At 66.6% G+C, this 21288-nt stretch carries 22 protein-coding genes; 14 read left to right on the top strand and 8 right to left on the bottom strand.

Annotation, left to right across the window (positions count from 1 at the left end; all coding sequences use genetic code 11):
- Nucleotides 1-12 precede the first annotated feature (12 nt).
- From BW990_RS19190 to BW990_RS19215, 6 genes are all read right to left on the bottom strand, one after another.
- On the bottom strand, nt 13-510 hold the full coding sequence (locus BW990_RS19190) for a histidine phosphatase family protein (protein ID WP_076450791.1): 498 nt from the start codon (nt 508-510) through the stop codon (nt 13-15).
- 66 nt (nt 511-576) lie between these two features.
- Entirely contained in the window at nt 577-1593 is a 1017-nt protein-coding gene (locus tag BW990_RS19195) for a sensor histidine kinase (protein WP_076450850.1), read from the bottom strand.
- A 4-nt stretch (nt 1594-1597) separates the two neighbouring features.
- Complete coding sequence (locus BW990_RS19200) at nt 1598-2785, bottom strand: trans-sulfuration enzyme family protein (RefSeq protein WP_076450793.1); 1188 nt, start codon at nt 2783-2785, stop codon at nt 1598-1600.
- A gap of 96 nt (nt 2786-2881) precedes the next feature.
- The gene (locus tag BW990_RS19205; protein ID WP_076450796.1) at nt 2882-3403 is read right to left on the bottom strand and encodes a gamma carbonic anhydrase family protein; all 522 of its coding nucleotides are present in this window, start codon (nt 3401-3403) and stop codon (nt 2882-2884) included.
- The gene (gmk, locus tag BW990_RS19210; protein WP_076450799.1) at nt 3400-4056 is read right to left on the bottom strand and encodes a guanylate kinase; all 657 of its coding nucleotides are present in this window, start codon (nt 4054-4056) and stop codon (nt 3400-3402) included. The genes BW990_RS19205 and gmk overlap by 4 nt, the downstream gene beginning before the upstream one ends.
- Nucleotides 4053-4943 carry a YicC/YloC family endoribonuclease gene (locus BW990_RS19215; protein WP_076450801.1) on the bottom strand — a complete coding sequence of 297 codons (891 nt, stop codon included), beginning with the start codon at nt 4941-4943 and terminating at the stop codon, nt 4053-4055. The genes gmk and BW990_RS19215 overlap by 4 nt, the downstream gene beginning before the upstream one ends.
- Before the next feature lie 242 nt (nt 4944-5185).
- On the opposite strand from BW990_RS19215, the gene BW990_RS19220 reads away from it, so the two are divergent.
- Entirely contained in the window at nt 5186-5824 is a 639-nt protein-coding gene (locus tag BW990_RS19220) for a PAS domain-containing protein (protein ID WP_159441694.1), read from the top strand.
- A 129-nt stretch (nt 5825-5953) separates the two neighbouring features.
- Here the strand turns inward: BW990_RS19220 and BW990_RS19225 are convergent, their stop codons facing one another.
- Nucleotides 5954-6874 (bottom strand): UTP--glucose-1-phosphate uridylyltransferase, encoded by a 921-nt coding sequence (locus BW990_RS19225; protein ID WP_076450804.1) that lies wholly within the window; start codon nt 6872-6874, stop codon nt 5954-5956.
- Between the two features lie 509 nt (nt 6875-7383).
- Between BW990_RS19225 and BW990_RS19230 the strand changes: the two genes are divergently transcribed.
- From BW990_RS19230 to BW990_RS19245, 4 genes are read left to right on the top strand one after another with little or no spacing between them, the layout of a single operon-like run.
- On the top strand, nt 7384-8430 hold the full coding sequence (locus BW990_RS19230; protein ID WP_407690149.1) for an NAD(P)H-dependent glycerol-3-phosphate dehydrogenase: 1047 nt from the start codon (nt 7384-7386) through the stop codon (nt 8428-8430).
- Complete coding sequence (locus BW990_RS19235; protein ID WP_076450806.1) at nt 8427-9203, top strand: HAD-IIB family hydrolase; 777 nt, start codon at nt 8427-8429, stop codon at nt 9201-9203. Before BW990_RS19230 ends, BW990_RS19235 begins: the two co-directional genes overlap by 4 nt.
- Complete coding sequence (ggpS, locus tag BW990_RS19240; RefSeq protein WP_076450807.1) at nt 9204-10688, top strand: glucosylglycerol-phosphate synthase; 1485 nt, start codon at nt 9204-9206, stop codon at nt 10686-10688.
- A gap of 12 nt (nt 10689-10700) precedes the next feature.
- Nucleotides 10701-11918, top strand: coding sequence for an MFS transporter (locus BW990_RS19245; RefSeq protein WP_234990316.1), 1218 nt, complete (start codon nt 10701-10703; stop codon nt 11916-11918).
- A gap of 72 nt (nt 11919-11990) precedes the next feature.
- Here BW990_RS19245 and BW990_RS19250 read toward each other — a convergent pair whose 3' ends face one another.
- Nucleotides 11991-13358, bottom strand: a complete 1368-nt coding sequence (locus tag BW990_RS19250; protein ID WP_076450809.1) for a class II 3-deoxy-7-phosphoheptulonate synthase — start codon at nt 13356-13358, stop codon at nt 11991-11993.
- 168 nt (nt 13359-13526) lie between these two features.
- Between BW990_RS19250 and BW990_RS19255 the strand changes: the two genes are divergently transcribed.
- The 9 genes from BW990_RS19255 to BW990_RS19295 all read left to right on the top strand — a co-directional run bounded on the left by BW990_RS19255 (nt 13527) and on the right by BW990_RS19295 (nt 21242).
- The gene (locus BW990_RS19255) at nt 13527-13934 is read left to right on the top strand and encodes a DUF6636 domain-containing protein (RefSeq protein ID WP_076450812.1); all 408 of its coding nucleotides are present in this window, start codon (nt 13527-13529) and stop codon (nt 13932-13934) included.
- A gap of 124 nt (nt 13935-14058) precedes the next feature.
- Nucleotides 14059-15060: a GlxA family transcriptional regulator gene (locus tag BW990_RS19260; protein WP_076450814.1), complete on the top strand. Its 1002-nt coding sequence runs from the start codon at nt 14059-14061 to the stop codon at nt 15058-15060.
- Nucleotides 15057-15593, top strand: a complete 537-nt coding sequence (locus BW990_RS19265) for a GNAT family N-acetyltransferase (RefSeq protein WP_076450816.1) — start codon at nt 15057-15059, stop codon at nt 15591-15593. The genes BW990_RS19260 and BW990_RS19265 overlap by 4 nt, the downstream gene beginning before the upstream one ends.
- Before the next feature lie 83 nt (nt 15594-15676).
- Nucleotides 15677-16873: an ABC transporter substrate-binding protein gene (locus BW990_RS19270; RefSeq protein ID WP_076450818.1), complete on the top strand. Its 1197-nt coding sequence runs from the start codon at nt 15677-15679 to the stop codon at nt 16871-16873.
- A 109-nt stretch (nt 16874-16982) separates the two neighbouring features.
- Complete coding sequence (locus BW990_RS19275) at nt 16983-17762, top strand: ABC transporter ATP-binding protein (protein WP_076450821.1); 780 nt, start codon at nt 16983-16985, stop codon at nt 17760-17762.
- Nucleotides 17759-18580 (top strand): ABC transporter ATP-binding protein, encoded by an 822-nt coding sequence (locus BW990_RS19280; RefSeq protein ID WP_076450824.1) that lies wholly within the window; start codon nt 17759-17761, stop codon nt 18578-18580. Before BW990_RS19275 ends, BW990_RS19280 begins: the two co-directional genes overlap by 4 nt.
- Nucleotides 18581-18586: 6 nt before the next feature.
- Entirely contained in the window at nt 18587-18937 is a 351-nt protein-coding gene (locus BW990_RS19285; protein WP_076450827.1) for a hypothetical protein, read from the top strand.
- A complete protein-coding gene (locus BW990_RS19290; protein ID WP_076450829.1) occupies nt 18937-19947 on the top strand; it encodes a branched-chain amino acid ABC transporter permease in 1011 nt (336 codons plus the stop codon). Before BW990_RS19285 ends, BW990_RS19290 begins: the two co-directional genes overlap by 1 nt.
- On the top strand, nt 19944-21242 hold the full coding sequence (locus BW990_RS19295; protein WP_200798076.1) for a branched-chain amino acid ABC transporter permease: 1299 nt from the start codon (nt 19944-19946) through the stop codon (nt 21240-21242). Before BW990_RS19290 ends, BW990_RS19295 begins: the two co-directional genes overlap by 4 nt.
- The last annotated feature ends 46 nt before the right edge of the window (nt 21243-21288 follow it).

The following is a 21288-nucleotide window of genomic DNA, read 5'->3' on the forward strand; positions in this document are numbered from 1 at the left end:
CGGCGCCGTGTCTCAGGCCCCGAACCGCTCCAGCGACACCGAGACCCGCCCCTGCCCGTCCGCGCGCACGAAGGCGATATCGCCGTATTCGAGCGGTGCGGGATCCGGCAGGCCCATGGCCTCCCACATCTGCGACAGGTTGCCCTTGTTGCCGACCCAGAGGATGGTCTTGCCGCCATTCCCCGCGAGGATTTGCGGCGCGACGTCGAAATCCGCAACCGTCTCGACCTCGAGGCCCTTCTGGTCCGCCACCGGCTGCGCGGTCAGCACGTTGCGCTTGTAGCTCGTTGAATAGACCCGATCGAGCGGCACATCCACCAGACGCTGCGCCAGCGCCGCCGCGCGCTCCTGCCCCGGACGTGTCAGCTCCAGCCCGCTTTTCTCGCCGTGACGTACCATGATGAGCGTCGTGTTCGCGGGCACCCGGACCGCGTCGTCGCTGGGCGCGGTGCAGCCCGCCAGCGCGAACCCCGTGGCGCCCAGTCCCAAAAGCATGTCGCGTCTATGCATGATGATCCCCTTGCATTCTGTCCCGGCCCCATCCTGCAAGATGCCGGCCCGACTGCAAAGCCCCGCTCAGCAGGGCAGAAGGATCTTCACCTCGAGCCCTTCGCCCGGCTCCGACGCGATGCGGATGCGCCCGCGATGGCGGTTCACGATGTGCTTGACGATGGCGAGGCCAAGCCCCGTGCCGCCCTGTTCGCGGGACCGGTGCGCGTCCACGCGGTAGAACCGTTCGGTCAGGCGCGGCAGGTGTTGGGGGTCGATCCCCGGCCCGCTGTCGCGCACGATCAGCGCCACGCCATCGCTGCGCAGTCCCGCCTCGTAGCGCGGCACGCCGATGGTGATCGTCACATCCGCGCCTGCGCCCGAATACTTGATCGCGTTTTCCAGAAGGTTGACGAGGACCTGCCGCAGCTGGTCCGCGTCGCCGCGCACTTCCGCCGTTTGGGGTGCCTCGATCCGGACGCCAATCTCCGCCGCCTCGGTCAGCCGCGAGAGGCCCAGCACGACGGAGCGGACAAGCGGCACGAGATCCACGATGGCGGTCGGGCGCACCCGTTCCTCCGCCTCGACGCGGCTCAGCGACAACAGGTCCGAGATGAGCCGGTTCATCCGTTCCGCCTCCTCGCCCATCACCTGCAGAAAGCGCGCCTGCGCGGCGGGATCGCTGCGCGCCGGCCCCTTCAGGGTCTCGATGAAGGAGGTGAGCGCCGTGAGCGGCGTCTTCAACTCGTGGCTCACGTTGGCGACGAAATCGCGCCGCATCGCGTTCGACTGCGCCAGCGGCGTCTCGTCCTCGAAGGACACCAGCACCGAGCCGCCCGCCACGGCGCGGACCGCCACCTTGAAGGTCGTGTCCTGCTGGCCGTCATTGGTGAGGTATTGCGCGTCGCGCGGCGTGGCATCGCGCATGACCGCCTCGATCGCGTCGAGGACAGCCGGCTGTCGCAGCGCGGTGATGAAGTGGCGCCCCTCGATCGCCGGCCCGAGAAGGCTGCGCGCGGCGGCATTGACCGCCTCGATCCGCTCGTCGCGGCGGATCAACAGGGCGGGCAGCGGCAGCGCCTCGAGGATCGCCTTGGGCGTCATGGCATCAGGCGGCCGCGTCCCGCGCCGCGGCCAGACCCGCATCGAAGGCCGCGAGCAGCGCGTCGGGCTCCTCGAGGCCCACGGAGACACGGAAGAACCCCTCCGAGATGCCGAGCTTCGCCCGCCCCTCGGGGCTGAGCGCGCGATGCGACGACGAGGCGGGATGCGACAGCGTGGTGCCCACGTCGCCCAGCGTCGGCGCGAAGGCCAGCGCCTCGGCGCCCTTGGTGAAGGCATTGGCGGCGGCGCGCCCGCCCTCGATCTCGAAACTGACCATGTTGCAGCCCTGCCCCTTGAGAAGCCCCTGCGCGCGGGCGCGGTCGGGATGATCCGCGCGGGTCGGGTAGAGCACGCGGATCACCCCTGCCTGCCCCGCGAGATGCGCGGCCAACCGCTCCGCCGTCTCCTGGGTGCGGGCGAAGCGCAGACCGAAGGTCATGAGGCCCCGTTCGGCCAGCCAGCAATCGAAAGGCGACGGCGTCATGCCCGTGGTGACGGCGAAATCGTAGATCGCCTTGCGCTGCGCGGGGTCCTTCGCGGCGACCCAGCCCAGCGTGACGTCCGAATGCCCCGCCAGCAGCTTGGTGACGGAATGGATCACGATATCGGCGCCATGATCGACCGGCCGGATCGCGGTGGGCGTGGTGAAGGTGTTGTCGACGACCAGCGTGACACCCTTCTCGCGGCAAAGCGCGGCGATGCCGTCGATATCGGCGACCCGCAGCGTGGGGTTCGAGACGACCTCGATCAGCACCAGCCGCGTCTCGGGGCGCAAGGCGGCGGCGAAGGCCGCGGCATCGGTCGGATCGGCGAGCGAGGTGGCGATGCCGAGCCGCGGCAGATCCTCGTTCATCAGGCGCAGCGACCGGCCGTAAAGCTGGTCACCGCCCAGCACGTGATCGCCCGCGCGGCAGAGTCCCATCAGCACCGCCGTGACAGCGGCCATGCCGGAGCCCAGCGTCAGCCCTTCCTCCATCCCCTCCATCCGGGCGATTGCGCGGGCCAGAAGCGCCGCGTTCGGATGGCCTTCCCGCGCATAGGTGTAGCCCTGCACGCGGCCTTCATATTGCGCATCGAGCGCGTCGGGCGTTTCGGAGGCGTAAACGACCGAGGGCTGGATGCCGTTCACGACCGGGCGCGAAGCCCCGTCTTCGAGGATGTCGGGACGCATGAGCGTGCGTTTGGTGGCCATCTTGGCGCTCCGTTCTGGCGCGGGCCGGTCGCGCCGCGCATGTCGTGTCTGTTGCCGGGCCGGCTGGCTGGCCCGCGATGTCGGGTGCGTTTTGCCCTAAAGCGGGCGAAGCCCCGCGCGGAACCGCGCGGCATTGGCCTGGTAGCGTCGGGCGCTCTCGCGCAGGGCCTCGATGGCCTCTTCATCGAGCTCGCGCACGACCTTGCCCGGCATTCCCATCACAAGGCTGCCATCGGGGATCACCTTGTTCTCTGTGACCAGCGCGCCCGCGCCGATCAGGCAATTCTTGCCGATCTTCGCGCCGTTCAGGATCGTGGCACCCATGCCGATGAGGGTGTTCTCGCCGATCACGCAGCCATGCAGCATGACCTTGTGGCCGATGGTACAGCCCGGCCCGATGATCAGCGGCGACCCGGGATCGGTGTGGCAGACCACGTTTTCCTGGATGTTGCTGCCCACGCCCACGGTGATCGGCTCGTTATCGCCGCGCAGGGTCGAGGAGAACCAGATCGAGGCCCCCGCCTCAAGGGTCACGTCGCCGATCACGTTGGCATCGGGCGCGACCCAGGCGTCGTCGGCCAGTGTCGGGGTGATATCGCCGAGCGCGTAAAGTGTCATATCCGTCCCTCCTCGAATTCCATCTGCAGCTTGCGCACATGCTCGGTCAGGCCGGGCTGCTGCATCCGTTTGAGCCGCGAGGCCGCGACGATGGATTTCAGCTGCTCCTGGGTCTCGTCCTGACCGTTGTTCACCAGCACGTAATCGTAGCCGTCCCAATGGCTGATCTCGTCCCAGCTTTTCAGCATGCGTTTTTCGATCGTCTCGGCCCCGTCCTGGCCGCGGCCCTCGAGCCGCCGCTTCAGCTCCGCGATCGACGGCGGCAGCAGAAAGATCGACAGCGTGTGCGGGGCGAGCGCGGAGTTGCGGATCTGCTGCGCGCCCTGCCAGTCGATGTCGAAGAGCACGTCCTGCCCGGCCTCGATCGCCTCGGCGACGGCGGCCTTGGGCGAGCCGTAGAAATTGCCGAAGACATGCGCGTGTTCCAGCATCTCGCCATTCGCGACCATGTGCTTGAACTCGGTCTCCGAGACGAAATGGTAATCCTCGCCGTCGACTTCGCCCGCCCGCGGGGCCCGCGTCGTGGCCGAGACCGAAAATACGATGCTTTCGTCCCAGGCCCGCATCGCCCGCGCCATGGTGGATTTCCCGGCGCCCGAAGGCGAGGACAGGATGATGAGAAGGCCGCGCCGTGTCGCTTGCATAGGGGTCATTCCACGTTCTGAACCTGTTCGCGCATCTGGTCGATGAGCGTCTTCAATTCGAGCCCGACTTCCGTCAGCGGCGCCGATTGCGCCTTCGAGCAGAGCGTGTTGGCCTCGCGGTTGAATTCCTGCATCAGGAAATCGAGCTTGCGGCCCACCGCGCCGCCCGTCGCCAGCATGCTTTCGGCGGCGGCGACATGCGCGCGCAGGCGGTCGATTTCCTCGGTCACGTCGGCCTTGACCGCGATCAGCGCCAGTTCCTGCGCGATGCGCGCTTCGTCGGGGCTGTCGGCATGTTCGGTGACCCGGGCCAGCTGGCTGCGCAGCCGCTCGGCCTGTTCGGGCCGGCGCGCCTCGGCGCGTTCGGCGGCCTGCTCCGTCAACGCGCCGATCCGCGCGAGCTGTCCGTCGAGGATGCCGCGCAGGGCCTGCCCCTCCGCATCGCGGGAGGCCACGAAGGCCGCGAGTGCCGTGTCGAAATCCGCCAGGAGGGCGTCGCGCAGGGCCGCCATATCAGGCACCGGCTGCGCCTCCTCCATCACGCCGCGCAGGGCCAGGATCTCGCTCGGCGACGGCGCGGCGAGGCTCAGGCCCTGCACCCGCGCCTCGGCTTCGATCTTCGCGAGCGCCGCCAGCACGTCGCTCAGCGCATCGGTGTTGAGGCCGAGCCGCCCGGCCCCGCCCTCCGCCGCGATCTTCAATCCGACGCTGACCGACCCGCGGGTGACATGCGCTTGCACGCGCTTGCGCACCGTCGCGTCCAGCCCTTCGATCCAGTCGGGCAGACGCAGCCGCAAATCGAGTCCCTTGCCGTTGACCGACCGGATCTCCCAACTCCAGCCAAAGCCCTGCCCGGCCCCTTCGGTCGCGGCAAATCCCGTCATCGACTGGCGCATCGGCACGCGCTCCTCATCCCTGATCGCACCCGATCCGGCTACAGGAGCCCCGCTGGCATGGCAAGGTTCCGCCGGGATTAACCACGCGCCAGGAAATGAGGCGCAATTTGGGCAAATTTGTCATAATTAAGGTGTTAGTAAGACACATGAACGCAGGCTTAGGCATGGGACTGCCTCGGCACGATGGAGAACGGGAGAGACCAATGCTCGGCCGTGGAAAAGATGGAAACGACGTGATTCCGATGAGCGGACGTGGCCCGGACCTCGCGCGGACGGCCCTCGGTGTGATCGAAAGCTACTGGCAGGCGCTGCGCGCCGATCATGGCCCGGTCCCGCCGCGCAGCGCGGTCGATCCGCGCGGCATGCAGAACGCGCTCGAGTTCGCGTTCCTGATCCATCACATCGCCCCGGGCATCGGGCGGATGCGCGTGGCAGGCTCGCATCTGAACGACCTTGCGGGCATGGAAGTGGCGGGCATGCCGTTATCGGCGATGTTCACGCCCGATGCGCGCGACGCACTCGCACGCGGCCTGAAAGAGGTCTTCGCCCGTCCGGCGATCCTGCGCGCCGAGCTGACCAGCGCCGCGGGCTGGTCGCGGAAACCGCTGACCGCAGAAATGCTCATCCTGCCGCTGACCTGCGAGGCCGGCTGCGTCGACCGTGCGCTCGGCGCGCTGGTCACCCGGGGCGAGATCGGCCGCACGCCCCGCCGTTTCGGCATCACCGAGATGCGCATCGACACCATGGGCGCTGCACCGCGTCCGGCGTCCGCAGCACCTGCGCGCCCGCGTCATTTCGCGGAAACCCAAGCGCCCTTCGCGGCCCGCCGCGGCACCGGCCCACGCGCGCCGCATCTGCGCGTCGTGGTGTCCAACGACTGATCGTCGGGCCGTCGGCGCCGCATTTCGGTCAGAGGCATCCTGTCATAAATAACAAAACGCCGCGCGATCCCCACGCGGCGTTTGTGTTTTTTAACCGACTGCGGCGCGCGTTGCGCACCCCGCAAGCCCCTACTCCGCAGCGGTCGCCGCCGCCTTCGCGCCGCCAAGGGCTTCGTCCACGACACCCTGATATTCTGCGGTCTCGGACGCGATAGCCATGGTCGCCGCGAGCATGCCCGACTTGGAGCCGCAATCGAACCGCGTGCCGGTGAAGCGGAACCCGCAAAGCCCGGCCGTCTCCACCGCCTTCGCGATGGCGTCGGTCAGCTGGATTTCGCCCCCCGCGCCGGGCGGCAACCCCTCTAGGTCCTCGAAGATCGCGCACGAAAGCACGTATCGGCCAACGACCGCCTGCCGCGACGGCGCATCCTCCATTGCGGGCTTCTCCACCATGCCCTTGGCAAGGATCAACGCCCCGTCGCGCCCGGTGACATCGAGCACACCGTAGGACGACACGTCCTCGTCGGCGACCTGCATCGTCGCGACCATGTGGCCCGCCTTGTCCGCATCATAGGCCGCGATCATCTCGCTGAGGCAGCCGGGCTCACCCAGGATCAGGTCGTCCGGCAGGATGATCGCGACAGGACCGGGCAGCACCTCGTCTTTGGCGCAAAGCACCGCATGTCCGAGCCCGAGCGGCTCTTCCTGCATGACGAAGCGGATCTGCGTCTCGGTTTCGTCCAGCGCGTTGTCGCTGATCATGTCGGCCAGTTGCGCCTTGCCGCGGTCGCGCAGCGTCGCCTCAAGCTCGTCGTCGGCCCGGACATAGCGTTCGATGGCGTCCTTCGAGGGGTGGCTGACGAAGACCATGCGCTCGATGCCCGCCGCGCGGGCCTCGTCGATGGCGAACTGGATGAGTGGCGTATCAAGGACGGGCAGGAGTTCCTTCGGCGTGGCCTTGGTCGCCGGCAGGAACCGCGTTCCGAGCCCCGCCACGGGAAAGATTGCGGTGCGGACACGCGCGGTCTGGGCGGTTGGCTTGGGGTCCATCGAAATAGCTCCTCTGATCATGTCAATTCAGCGCTGCGATGCGCGTGTGGTGATAACGCTATGGCGTACGTAAAATAAGTCAAAAGGGGTGCCCCAAGTTCCCAACCTGTGACATTGCGCCGTCCCGACATCCGTTTAGCCTATGAATTGACGGGGTTTTCCATGTGAACCGGCGCGACCCAAACGGGTGATCGCAAAGGTCAGCAGCCTGGCCGGCGGCGGTCACAACTGAATGAATGATGAAAAAGCCGGCACCTTCCGGGCAAACTGCGCAACCTTTCATCGCGGCGCTCATGGTGATATCGCAGAAGCCACAATCCTCGGTCCCGTCTGGACACTTTCTTCGCGACCGCTAGCCTTTGCACCAAACAGCAACAGTCACCCGCTCCGCCGAGGCGGGCCGCAAGCAGATGGATGGACACGCTCTGAACATGCCCAAATCTCCCCGCCCCGAGGGTCTGCCCGCGCCCCGCTCTGCCCGGCCCTATCGCCGCATCGCGGTGCTGGGCATGGGCAGCTGGGGCACCGCGCTGGCAGCGGTTGCGGCATCGACCGGCTGCGCCGTGCGGCTATGGGGGCGGCGCGCCGCCCTTGCCGATGCGATCAACACCCAGCACCGCAACACCGATTACCTGCCGGATGCGCCCCTGCCCGAAGGCATCGAGGCCACGACCGACCTCGCTTATGCGCTGAAGGACGCGGAAGCGGTGCTTCTGGTGACGCCCTCGCGCACGCTGCGCAAGATGTGCAACCAGATCCGCCCGCACCTGCCGCAGGGCGTGCCGCTCGTGCTCGGCTGCAAGGGGATCGAGCAGGGCACGGGTTACCTCCTGTCGGCGCTCGTGGAGGAAGAGCTGCCCGGCCACCCGGTCGGCGCCCTATCGGGTCCCACCTTCGCCAAGGAAACCGTGCTGGGCCATCCGTCCGCGGCGACCATCGCCTTCGAGTTCACCTACAAGGACCGGCTGACGCCGCAGGACAGCCCCGCCGCGCGGATGTCCGTCACGATGTCCTCGGCGGCGTTCCGGCCCTATATCTCGGACGACCTGACGGGCGTGGAGATCGGCGGCGCGGTGAAGAACGTGATCGCCATCGCCTGCGGGATGATGACCGGCGCGGGCTTTGCCGAGAATACCCGCGCGGCGCTGATCGCCCGGGGCATGGACGAGATGAAGTTCCTCGCGGAAGCCCTTGGCGGAAGACGGGAAACCGTGACTGGCCTCTCGGGCGCGGGCGATCTGACGCTCACCTGCTCCTCGCTGACTTCGCGCAACATGTCGCTCGGTCATCAGCTCGGCCAGGGCATCCCCCGCGAGCAATGTTTCGACGGCAAGAAGGTCGTCGTCGAGGGCGAGGTGAACGCCGTCTCGGTGGTCGATCTGGCGCGCCGGATCGGCGTGACAATGCCCATCTGCGAGGCGGTCCATGCCATCCTGCACGAAGGCGCGGACCTCTCCTCGACCTTCGTGGCGCTGTGGTCCCGCCCCATCGAGAGCGAACCGCGCGCGCTGTCCATCCAACTCGATCATCCCGCATCCCAAAAGGAGCGTACATGACCCAACCGCCCCCGATTTCGACCGCGCTCAACGCGCGCCGCTTCGTTCTGGCCACCGATCTGGACGGCACGTTCCTCGGCGGTTCGGACGCCGATCGCAAGCGCCTCTACGACTGGATCGAGGCGCATCGCGAAAGCATCGGCCTCGTCTTCGTGACCGGCCGGGACCCGGCCTTCATCCGGTCGCTCTGCGAAAGCGGCGTGCCGTGGCCCGAATTCGTGATCGGCGATGTGGGCACCACCATTGCGCAGGTCGAGAACAAGGAAATCTCGCCCATCGTCGAACTTGAAGAAGAGATCGCAAGCATCTGGAATGATGCGGGTTCCGCCGTGCGCGCCGCGCTGGAGGGGCATCCGGGCCTGACGCTTCAGCCGACCAGCTTCAGGTATCGGGTGAGCTATGACCTGCAACCCGTTGATTTTGATGACAGTGCCAAGCACAAGGTCACCGAATTGGGGCATGATTGGCTGATTTCCGACAACAAGTATTTCGACGTTCTGCCCCGTGGCGTGTCCAAGGGACCGTCCCTGCGCCGCTTCGTGGCGCATATGCAGATCGCCGAGCATCGCGTCCTGGCCGCCGGAGACACGCTGAACGATGCCTCCATGCTGGAATGCGGCCTGCCCGCGGTGGCGGTCGGCGGCTCCGAGGCCGCGTTGCTCGACCGGGTCGCACCGCTCGAGCATGTCTACAAGGCCACCGCGATCGGCGCGGCGGGTATTCTCGAAGCAGTGGGCGCGATGGACCTCCATCCCGTCCCGGAGGGCGTTTGAATGGGCAGCGATCTTGTTATCGTCTATCACCGGCAACCCTATGAAGAGGTTGTCGAAAACGGCAAAACCGTCTTTCGCGAGAACAAGAGCCCGAACGGCATCGTCCCGACGCTAAAAAGCTTCTTCGGCCGCGTCGACAACGCCGCCTGGGTCGCCTGGAAGGAAGCGGAGGACGTGACCAATCCCGATTTCGACCGCGTGATCGAGATCGAGGACAGTTTCGGCAAATACACCGTCTCACGCCTGCCCCTGACCGCGGCGGACGTGAAAAGCTTCTACCACGTCACATCGAAAGAGGCGTTCTGGCCCATCCTGCACGGCTTCAAGGACAAGTATAATTACGATCCGGTCGATTGGGGTACGTTCCGCAAGGTGAACCAGGCCTTCGCCGAAGCCGCCGCCGCCGAGGCCGCCAAGGGCGCATCGGTTTGGGTCCACGACTACAATCTGTGGCTGGTGCCCGGCTATCTGCGGCAGATGCGTCCCGATCTGCGCATCTCGTTCTTCCATCACACGCCGTTCCCGGCGGCCGATATCTTCAACGTGCTGCCCTGGCGCGGCGAGATCGTCGACAGCCTTCTCGCCTGCGACGTGGTGGGCTTCCACATCCCGCGCTATGCGTCGAACTTCGTGTCGGTTGTACGCTCGCAATATGATGTGGGCGACGTGCCGCGGGTGACGGTCTCCGACGATTTCATCTCCGAAGGTTCCGCCCTGTCGGACCGCACGCAGCCCGTCACGATCAAGACGCGCGACCGCGAGGTCCGTCTGGGCGTCACGCCCGTGGGGGTCGATACGGATTACATCGCCGAGGTCACCGCGCGGGACGATACCCACAAGCGCGCCGCCGAGATCCGCGAGGAGCTGGGTGAGGCGAAGCTGATCCTCTCCGTGGGCCGCACCGATTACACCAAGGGCGGCGCGGAGCAGCTTCTGACCTTCGAGCGGTTCCTGCAGAAGCACGAGGATATGCGCGACAAGGTGCGGCTTTTGCATGTCTCGGTGCCCGCCAACCGCAACATGACCGTCTATGCCGAGATCCAGGACGAGATCGAACAGATCGCGGGCCGCATCAACGGCCGCTTCGGCACGTTCAACTCGAACCCCGTGACGCTGATCTCGCGCGCGATCCCGTTCGAGACGCTGGTGGCCTATTACCGCGTGGCGGACGTGGCCTGGATCACGCCGATGGCCGATGGCATGAACCTCGTCTGCAAGGAATTCGCGGCCTCCCGCGACGACGAGGACGGCGTGCTGATCCTGTCGGAATTCGCCGGTGCTGCGATCGAGCTTGGCTCGGCGATCCTGACCAATCCCTACAGCCACAAGAACATGGACCACGCGATCGAGACCGCGCTGACGATGAGCCCGGAGAACCGCAAGAGCCGCATGGTGGAGCTGCGCCGCAAGGTCGGCATCTACAACACCGCGCGCTGGGCGCAGGACCAGCTGGCGCTGCTCTCACCCGATGATTTCGGTGACTGAGCCGGACGCCGGATGAGCATGCCTGGCGCGGGCGGTGCCGCCACGCGAAACGTCGCGCTGTATCCGTGGTTCAAGGCGGCGCAGAGCCTGCTGTTCTGGCAAGCGACGTGGTTCCTGTATTTCCAGCAGGCGCTGACGCCGGCCCAGGCCATCCTGCTCTATGCGGTCTACGACCTCTCGGCCACGCTGCTCGAGGTGCCGTCCGGCGTGATGTCCGACCGGCTTGGCCGCCGGGTGACGCTGATCGTCTCGGCGCTGTCGATGGCGCTCGGGGCGGCGCTTCTGGGCTGGGGCGGCGGCTTTGCCGTCTTCATGGCCGGTCAGGCGCTGCTGGGCGCGGGCATAGCCTTCGTCTCGGGCACCGACAGCTCGTTTCTCTACGAGTCGCTGCAGGCCGCGGGCGAGGAGGCCTCGGTCGAGGCCGAGGAGCTGCGCGCCTGGCGCTTTTCCTTCGGCGCACTTCTGGTCTCGGCGCCCCTGGGTGGCCTCGCCGCCCTCTGGTCGCTGGCCCTGCCGTTCTGGCTCTCGGCGGCGGCGGCCGGGATCGGCCTTGTCCTGGCGCTTCGTTTCACCGATCCGCCGCAGCTGCGCAGCGACGCGGTGCTGCCGCAGACCCAATGGGGCGCGCTGCGCGCCGCGTTCCGCGATCCGGTGCTGATCTGGCTCTTCGCGCTGGCGGCGCTGATGTATGGCTACAGCCACCTGCCCTTCATCTTCGGCCAGCCCTTCATCGAGGGCGCGCTCGCGCGCTTCGATCTCTCCGACGATGCGCCGCTCGTCTCGGGCACGATCACCGCAATCATGATGGGGGTCTCGCTGCTGGCCTCGCTGGCGGCACCCCGGCTGCGGGCGCGGATCGGTCTCGCGGCGCTTCTGCTCCTGGCCTTCGGGATGCAGATCGCGCTGATCTCCACGCTGGCGCTGACCGGGTCGGTCCTGGCGATCCTCGCACTGACCCTGCGGATGGTGCCCGATGCCTTTTCGCGCCCCTTCATCCTCGCGCATATCCAGCCACGGCTCGAAGGCGCGGGCCGGGCCACCTATCTCTCGATCCAGAGCCTCGTGGGTCGGCTGCTCTTCGCGGCCTCGCTATACCTGGCCGCGGGCGGCGCGCAGGGGGCCGATGCGCTGGCGCATGACGAGATCGCGCTGATCCTCGGCGCATACGCCCTTTTCGGCCTCGGCGCCCTGGTGCTGCTCGCGCTCACGGCCCGACGCTCGGGCGTCTGAGGTTTTCCAGCCCATGAAAAAGGCCGGCCCCGAAAGGCCGGCCTTCTGCAAAATCGCATGGATCGGCGCGGATCAGCCGTTCACCGCCGCCTTCGCCTCGCGGTAGGCGGTCAGTTCCTCGGCCACGAGGAACGCCAGCTCCAGAGATTGTGAGGCGTTGAGCCGCGGATCGCAGGCGGTGTGATAGCGGTCCGACAGGTTCTCGTCCGACACGGCATAGACGCCCCCGGTGCATTCGGTCACGTCCTGGCCGGTCATCTCGAAATGCACGCCGCCGGGGATCGTGCCCTCGGCCTTGTGCACTGCGAAGAAGTCGCGCACCTCGCGCAGCACCGCATCGAAGGGCCGCGTCTTGTAACCCGACTGGCTCTTGATCGTGTTGCCATGCATCGGATCGCAAACCCAGGTCACCTTCGCGCCTTCCTGCCGCACAGCCTCGATCAGCCGCGGCAGGTTCTCACCGACCTTGCCCGCCCCGAAGCGCGCGATGAGCGTCAGCTTGCCCTCTTCGTTCTCGGGATTGAGCTTCTTCATCAGGACCTTGAGGTCCTCCGCCGTGGTCGTCGGGCCGCATTTCAAACCGATCGGGTTCAGCACGCCACGCGCGAATTCCACATGCGCGCCATCGGGCTGCCGCGTGCGGTCGCCGATCCAGATCATGTGACCCGATCCCGCGAGCCACTTGCCGGAGGTGGAATCGAGCCGGCAGAGCGCCTCTTCGTATTCCAGCAGCAGCGATTCGTGGCTGGTGTAGAAATCCACCGTCTTGAGGTTGTGGTTGGTCTCGCTCTCGAGACCCGCCGCCTTCATGAAATCGAGCGTGTCGGAGATCCGCCCCGCCATCTCGCGGTATTTCGAGGCTTCGTCGGCATCGGTGAACCCTAGCGTCCAGGCATGGACCTGGTGCACGTCGGCATAGCCCCCGGTCGAAAAGGCCCGCAGCAGGTTCAGCGTCGCGGCGGCCTGCGTGTAGGCCTGCAGCATCTTCTGCGGATCGGGCATGCGCGCGGCCGCGGTGAAGGGCAGCTCGTTGATGATGTCACCGCGATAGGAGGGCAGTTCCACCCCGTCCACCGTCTCGGTCGGCGCCGACCGCGGCTTGGCGAATTGCCCGGCCATCCGGCCCACCTTCACCACCGGCACCTTGGCGCCGTAGGTCAGCACCATCGCCATCTGCAGCATGACCTTGAACGTGTCGCGGATGCCGTCGGCGGAGAACTGATCGAAGGCCTCGGCGCAATCGCCGCCCTGCAGCAGGAACGCCTCGCCGCGGCCCGCCGCACCGAGCTGCTTTTTCAGCGACCGGGCCTCGCCCGCGAAGACGAGCGGCGGATATTTCGCCAGCTGGGCCTCCACGGCCTCCAGCGCGGCCTGATCCGTATAATCCGGCATCTGCACCCGGGGCTTCTGCCGCCACGTCGTCTTCTGCCAATCGCTCATCGTCTGTCTCCGCTTCGGTCTTTCTATGCGTTAGCGCCAACCGCCTATACCACCCAAAACTCCGGAGGCCACGGAAAAAGGCCGCTGTCGAAAGCCATCGGCAGCTTGCGCTTGACCATGGGTCACCCGCTCGCAATCATCTTCGCATTACGAGTTTGGAGATTTCCCATGAGACGTCTTTTCGCGCTTTTTCTTTGCCTGTTCGCCCTGCCCGCCTCTGCCGACGTCTTTCCGTTCGAGACACCGTCCGGGAATATCGACTGCTATGTCGGCCTGTCGCGCAACAGCAGCGACATCACCTGTTCGATCTGGGATCGCTCCGGCCCGCCCGCGCGTCCCGCACCCGCCGATTGCCGCGTCGGCTGGGGGCATACCTTCGAGATGGGCGATCGCGGGCCCGTTCGCATGCGCTGCGATCCGGGCCTGCGCAACTTTTCCCAAAGCTCGCAGATGCCTTACGGCCGGACCGAGGATTTCGGCGGAATCACCTGTACGTCCGAACGGACCGGCCTGACCTGCCGCAACCGGACCGGTCACGGCTTCTTCCTGTCGCGCCGGGTCCAGCGCGTCTATTGACCGGCAGCGCGGGGGCCTTGCGCGATCCGCCGGAACCGGCGCTTCTTGACGGCGCATCCGAGTTCTGAATTGTGGGGGCAGGTCCGGGCGCGGCGGAGCGGCCGGACATCCCTCGAGGTTGCCCATGCAGACACAGCGTCAGAGCGCAGACAGTCCCGAACCCGAACGGGTGTCGCGCTTCGTCTTCGTGCTGCTCGATCAGTTCACGCTCATCTCCTTCGCCTCGGCGGTCGAGACGCTGCGCCTTGCCAATCGCATGGCGGGACGGGAGCTGTATTCCTGGACGCTGGTCGGCGAAGGCGGCGGCACGGTAACCTGTTCGGCGGGCACGACCTTCCAGCTCGACAGCGACCTGCTGCCGCTGCAGCGGGACGACACGGTGGTGATCTGCGGCGGGCTTGCGGTCCAGAAGGCCACGACGAAGCCGCTTTTGTCCTGGCTGCGGCGCGAGGCGCGGGGCCGGCACCAGCTGGGCGGCCTCTGCACCGCGACGCATGTCCTCGCCCGGGCCGGCCTTCTGGACGGCAAACGCGCGACGATCCATTGGGAGAACCAGGACAGCTTCCTCGAGGAATTCGACGAGGTGGAGCTGACCAAGGCGGTCTTCACCGTTGACGGCAACCGCTTCACCACGGCGGGCGGCACCGCCTCGCTCGACCTGATGCTGAAGCTCATAGCCGACGACCATGGCGAGGCGCTGGCCAATGCCGTGGCCGACCAGCTGATCTATTCGGCGATCCGCACCGATCAGGACGTCCAGCGCCTGTCGGTGCCCACGCGAATCGGCGTGCGGCATCCCAAGCTCGCCGAGGTCATCCAGCGGATGGAGGCCGATATCGAGGAGCCGATCAGCCCCGCCGCGCTGGCCCGCGACGTGGGCATGTCCACCCGCCAGCTCGAACGGCTGTTCCGGCGCTATCTCAACCGCAGCCCCAAGCGCTATTACATGGAACTGCGCCTGCAGAAGGCGCGGAACCTGCTGATGCAGACCGATATGAGCGTAATCAACGTGGCGTTGGCCTGCGGCTTCACCTCGCCCTCGCATTTCTCCAAATGCTACCGCGCCCATTACGAGACGACGCCCTACCGCGAGCGCGGCAGCCACGGGAAAATGCGCGAGACATGATCGCGACGGCGCGGCTGACCCTCCGGCCCGCCCGGCCCGACGATCTGGAGGATTTGCACGCGATCTTCAGCGATCCCCGCGCCATGCGCTACTGGGACCGTCCAGCCCATGAGAACCGCGATCAGACCCGAGCCTTTCTGAATCACTTCATCCACGGCCCGCCGGACACCCGCGAGGAATACATCCTCGATCTCGAAGGCCGCGCCATCGGCAAGGCGGGCGTCTGGGCAATGCCCGAATTGGGCTTCATCCTGAATCCCCGCCACTGGGGCCGCGGGTTTGCGACCGAGGCGTTGCAGGCAATCCTGCCCCGGGCCTTTGCGAAATTCCCTGATGAGCCGGTCCTGACCGCCGAGATCGACCCGCGCAACACCGCCTCGCGCCGGGTGCTGACGCGGCTCGGCTTCCGGCAGACGGGCTTTGCGGAAAAGAACTTCCTCTATGGCGGCACGGAATGGTGCGACACGGCCTATTTCGCGCTGCCCCGGCCCGGCTCCGTTCCGCCCCCCGCCGACGCGGGCACGGCCCGCTGACCTTACGCGAGCCCCCTTCCCTTTTCCAAAAGCGCCGCCTACCTTCCGCGCCAGGACAACGATCCTCAAACAGGGAGATACCGATGAAGAAATTGCTGATGGCTTCCGCCGCCACCGCACTCACCACCGGCGCCGCGATGGCCGCCGGTCATTCGAGCGAAGTCAAGCTGGGCGTGCTGCTCAGCTTCACCGGACCGATCGAAAGCCTGACCCCCGCGATGGGCGCCGGCGCCGAAATGGCGATTTCCGAAGTCTCTGGCGATGCGAACTTCATGGAGGGCGCCGCCGTGACCCCCGTGCGCGGTGACGCGACCTGCGTCGATGCCGCCGCCGCGACCGCCGCGGCTGAACGTCTGATCACCTCCGACGGCGTCGTGGGCATCATGGGCGCCGACTGCTCGGGCGTGACCACCGCCGTTCTGGCCAATGTGGCGGTGCCGAACGGCATCGCGATGATCTCTCCCGCGGCCACCTCGCCCGCGCTCTCGACCGCCGAGGATAACGGCCTGTTCTTCCGCACGGCCCCCTCCGACGCGCGCCAGGGCGAAGTGCTGGCCACGATCCTGAACGAAAAGGGCATCGGCTCGGTCGCCGTGACCTACACCAACAACGATTACGGCAAGGGCTTCGCCGATGCCTTCGTCGCGGCCTACTCGGGCATGGGCGGCGAGGTGACGCTGTCAGCCGCGCATGAGGACGGCAAGGGCGACTATTCCGCCGAAGTCGGCGCGCTGGCCTCCGCGGGCGGCGATGCGCTCGTGGTGCTCGGCTACGTCGACCAGGGCGGCGCAGGCGTCATCCAGGGCGCGCTCGACACCGGGGCGTTCGACATGTTCGCCTTCGGCGACGGCATGATCGGCGACAGCCTGACCGACCGCTTCGGCGCCGATATCGACGGCTCCATCGGCACGGCACCGGGCGGCGAGAACGAAGGTGCCGCGCGCTTTGCGGAGATGGCCTCCGAGGCCGGTATCGACGGCACCTCGGTCTATGCGGGTGAAAGCTATGACGCGGCGGCGCTGCTGCTGCTGGCGATGGCGGCGTCGGGCTCCACCGATGCGTCCGAATATGCGGGCTCCATCATGGACGTGGCCAACGCCCCCGGCGAGCCGATCCTGCCGGGCGAGCTGTCCAAGGCGCTCCAGATCATCGCCGATGGCGGCGAGGTCGACTACCAGGGCGCATCGGGCGTGGAACTCGTGGGCTCCGGCGAAGCGGCGGGCTCCTACGCGGAATACACCGTCGATGGCGGTGCGCTCAGCGTGGTCGGCTACCGCTGATCGGTCCCGATACGATTTTGGAACGGCCCGGGGTTTGCATCTCGGGCCGTTTTGCGTAAACGACGCCGCCAACCGGCCGCGGGAGGCTGGACGATAAGGGGATGGACACGTGATCGAGGTTGAAAACCTGCATCGCCATTTCGGCGGCTTCCGTGCGGTGGACGGCGCTTCGCTGAAGATCGCCACCGGGTCGATCACCGGGCTTGTGGGCCCCAACGGCGCGGGCAAATCCACCCTCTTCAACGTCATCGCGGGCGCGCTGCCGCCGACCTCTGGCCGCGTCATCATGGATGGCGAGGATATCTCGGGCCTGCCGCCGCATGTGCTTTTTCACAAGGGCTTGCTGCGCACCTTTCAGATCGCGCACGAATTCTCGTCGATGTCGTGCCGCGAAAACCTGATGATGGTGCCGGGCAGCCAGTCCGGCGAAACGCTTTGGAATGCCTGGTTCGGACGCGGACGGATCGCCGAGGAAGAGGCGAGCCTTCTGAAGAAAGCCGACGAGGTGCTTGATTTCCTGACGATTTCCCATCTGAAGGACGAAAAGGCCGGGAACCTGTCCGGCGGTCAGAAGAAGCTTCTGGAACTCGGCCGGACGATGATGGTCGACGCCAAGGTGGTTTTTCTGGATGAGGTCGGCGCGGGCGTGAATCGTACGCTTCTCAATACGATAGGCGACGCAATCAAACGTCTGAACGAAGAGCGCGGCTACACCTTCTGCATGATCGAGCATGACATGGAGTTCATCGGCCGCCTTTGCGATCCGGTCATCGTGATGGCCGAGGGCAAGGTGCTCGCCAAGGGCACGATCCAGGAGATCAAGGCCAACGAGCAGGTGATCGAGGCCTATCTCGGCACCGGCCTCAAGAACAAGGAGGCGGCGGGATGAGCGACGCCTATTCCGGACGCGGCAACAAGGACCGCTCCCTCGGGCCCGAAACCGCGCCCTCCTCGGCCGATCCCGTCAAGAAGGGCGGCCATGCGCGTCCCGCCCCGGACGGGCCCTTCCTGATCGGGGACGCCATGACCGGCGGCTACGGAAAGGGTGCCGACATCCTGCATGGCTGCACCATCGCCGTCGATCCGGGCGAGATCGCGGTGATCGTGGGCCCCAATGGCGCGGGCAAGTCCACGGCGATGAAGGCCGTCTTCGGCATGCTGAATCTGCGCGAAGGGGCGGTGCGGCTCGACGGCGAGGACATTACCGACCTTTCGCCGCAGGACCGTGTGCTGAAGGGCATGGGCTTCGTGCCCCAGACCCACAACATCTTCACCTCGATGACCGTCGAGGAAAACCTCGAGATGGGCGCCTTCATCCGCGAGGACGACATCGCGGAGACCATGGCGCAGGTCTACGACCTGTTCCCGATCCTGAAGGAAAAGCGCCGCCAGGCGGCGGGCGAATTGTCCGGCGGGCAACGCCAGCAGGTCGCGGTGGGCCGGGCGCTGATGACCAAACCCAAAGTGCTGATGCTCGACGAGCCCACGGCGGGCGTCAGCCCCATCGTCATGGACGAGCTCTTCGACCGGATCATCGAGGTCGCGCGCACCGGCATCCCCATCCTGATGGTGGAGCAGAACGCCCGGCAAGCGCTTGAAATCGCGGATAAAGGCTATGTGCTCGTGCAGGGCCGCAACGCCCATACCGGCACCGGAAAGGAGCTTCTGGCCGATCCGGATGTCCGCCGCTCCTTCCTCGGAGGATGAAGAACGATGCGTAGTCTTCTGATCCTGCTTGTATTTCTTCCTGCCGCAGCGATGTCCGGGACCTGCCGCTTCACCACCGAATGCTTCGAGGCGGAGGCCTGTGCGGAGACGGAATTCACGCTCGATATCGAGATGGCGGAGGCCGCGACGCAGATCGTCCAGCTCGTGACCGATGCCGAGACGATGACCGGCGAGGGACAGATGCTCGACCAGGGTGGTTTCCTCTTTCAGGGCGGCAATGCCAATGGCGCGCATCTACTGACCGCGGCGCCGGACGGCGCGGCGCGCTATTCGGTGCATTATTTCGAGGGCCCGATGATCGTCACCTATCATGGCACCTGCGAGGAGATCGGCTGATGGACCTGCTCAACGCGTTCGTGGCGCTGTCGAACTTCGTGCTGATCCCGGCCATCGCCTATGGCAGCCAACTCGCCATCGGCGCGCTCGGGGTGACGCTGGTCTACGGCATCCTGCGGTTTTCGAACTTCGCCCATGGCGACACGATGGCCTTCGGCACCATGGTCACGATCCTCGCCACCTGGGGCCTGCAGGCGATGGGCGTGTCGCTCGGGCCGCTGCCGGTGGCGCTGCTGGCGATCCCGGTGGGCATCGCAGGCTGCGCGGCGCTCGTGCTGTTCACCGACCGGGTGGTCTACCGCTTCTACCGCGGGCAGAAGGTGGTGCCGGTGATCTTCGTGATCGTCTCCATCGGGGTGATGTTCATCTATAACGGCGTCACGCGGCTGGTGCTCGGCCCGGACGATCAGCGCTTCGCCGATGGCGAGCGCTTCATCATCTCGGCGCGCGATTTCCGCGACCTGACCGGCCTCGAGGAGGGGCTGGCCCTGCGCACCACCCAGGGCCTGACCGTGGTGACCGCGATCATCGTGGTGGTCGCGCTGTTCTGGTTCCTCAATCGCACCCGCACCGGCAAGTCGATGCGCGCCTATTCCGACAACGAGGATCTGGCACTGCTGTCGGGCATCGATCCCGAACGCGTGGTGCGGGTGACATGGCTCATCGTGGCGGCCCTCGCGACCATTGCGGGCGTGCTTTACGGGCTCGACAAGAGCTACAAGCCCTTCACCTATTTCCAGCTTCTGCTGCCGATCTTCGCCGCGGCCATCGTCGGCGGGCTCGGCTCGCCCCTGGGTGCCATCGCGGGCGGCTTCGTCATCGCCTTTTCGGAGGTGGGCATCACCTATGCCTGGAAAAAGGTGCTGGAATACACCCTGCCCGAGCGCTTCGCGCCGGACGGTCTCGTGCAGCTCTTGTCGACGGATTACAAGTTCGCGGTCAGCTTCGTGATCCTCGTCATCGTGCTGCTGTTCCGCCCGACGGGCCTTTTCCGGGGGAAATCGGTATGAACGATACGCTGCGCGCCACCGGGCTTTTCGCCCTCGTCGCCCTGCTGGTCCTCGGCACGGGGGTCTTCCAGAGCTGGAACTCGGCGCTTCTGATCCTGAACATGGGGCTCGTGAGCGCGCTGATGGCGCTGGGCGTGAACCTGCAATGGGGCTTTGCGGGGCTCTTCAACGTGGGCGTGATGGGCTTTGTCGCGCTGGGCGGTCTCGCGGTCGTGCTGACCTCGATGCCGCCGGTGGGTGCCGCCTGGGCGGCGGGCGGTCTGCGCGTTCTGGCGGGTCTGGCGCTTGGCATCGGGACCATCGTCGGCGCGGTCTTCGCGTGGAAGCGCGTCTCGGGACGCGCCCGCGGATGGATCGTCGCGGTCGTTCTGATCGTCGGCTTCTTCGTCTTCCGCACCGTCTTCGACGCGGGCGTCGAGGCGGTGGAAGCGGTCGATGCCGCGACATCGGGCTATCTGGGCGGACTCGGCCTGCCGGTCCTCCTGGCCTGGCCCGTGGGCGGGCTGCTCGCGGCGGGCGCGGCCTGGATCATCGGCAAGACGGCGCTGGGCCTGCGGTCCGATTACCTCGCCATCGCCACGCTCGGCATCGCCGAGATCGTCATCGCCATCCTGAAAAACGAAGACTGGCTGGCGCGCGGCGTGAAAAACGTGAACGGCCTGCCCCGGCCCGTGCCCTACGAGGTCGATCTGCAGGCCGATCCGGCCTTCACGGAGCGTGCGGCAGGCCTCGGGCTCGACCCCACCACCGCCTCGACGCTTTACGTCAAGCTCGGCTATTCGGTGCTGTTCGCCATCGTGCTGATCGCGGTGCTGGTGCTGGCGCAGCTCGCGCTCAAGAGCCCCTGGGGCCGGATGATGCGCGCCATTCGCGACAACGAGACCGCCGCGCGGGCGATGGGCAAGGACGTGACCGGGCGGCATTTGCAGGTCTTCATCCTCGGCTCCGCGATCTGCGGCATTGCGGGCGCGATGATGACCACGCTCGACGGACAGCTGACGCCGACCTCCTACCAGCCCTTGCGCTACACCTTCCTGATCTGGGTGATGGTGATCGTCGGCGGGTCCGGCAACAATCTGGGCGCGGTGCTGGGCGGGTTCTTCATCTGGTTCGCCTGGGTGCAGGTCGAGCCGCTGGGACAGGCGCTGATGGGCCTCGTCACCGCGGGCATGTCCGAAGGCGCGCTGAAGGCGCATCTGATCGACAGCGTGCAGCACATGCGGCTTCTGACCATGGGTGTGATCCTGCTTCTGGTCCTGCGCTTCAGCCCGCGCGGCCTGCTGCCCGAACGCTGAGGACCTGTCGGCCCGAACACCGGGTTTTCGCATCGGAGTGAGACCT

Origin of the sequence: Roseivivax lentus (genome assembly GCF_900156805.1) — a bacterium.
GTDB lineage: Bacteria > Pseudomonadota > Alphaproteobacteria > Rhodobacterales > Rhodobacteraceae > Roseivivax > Roseivivax lentus.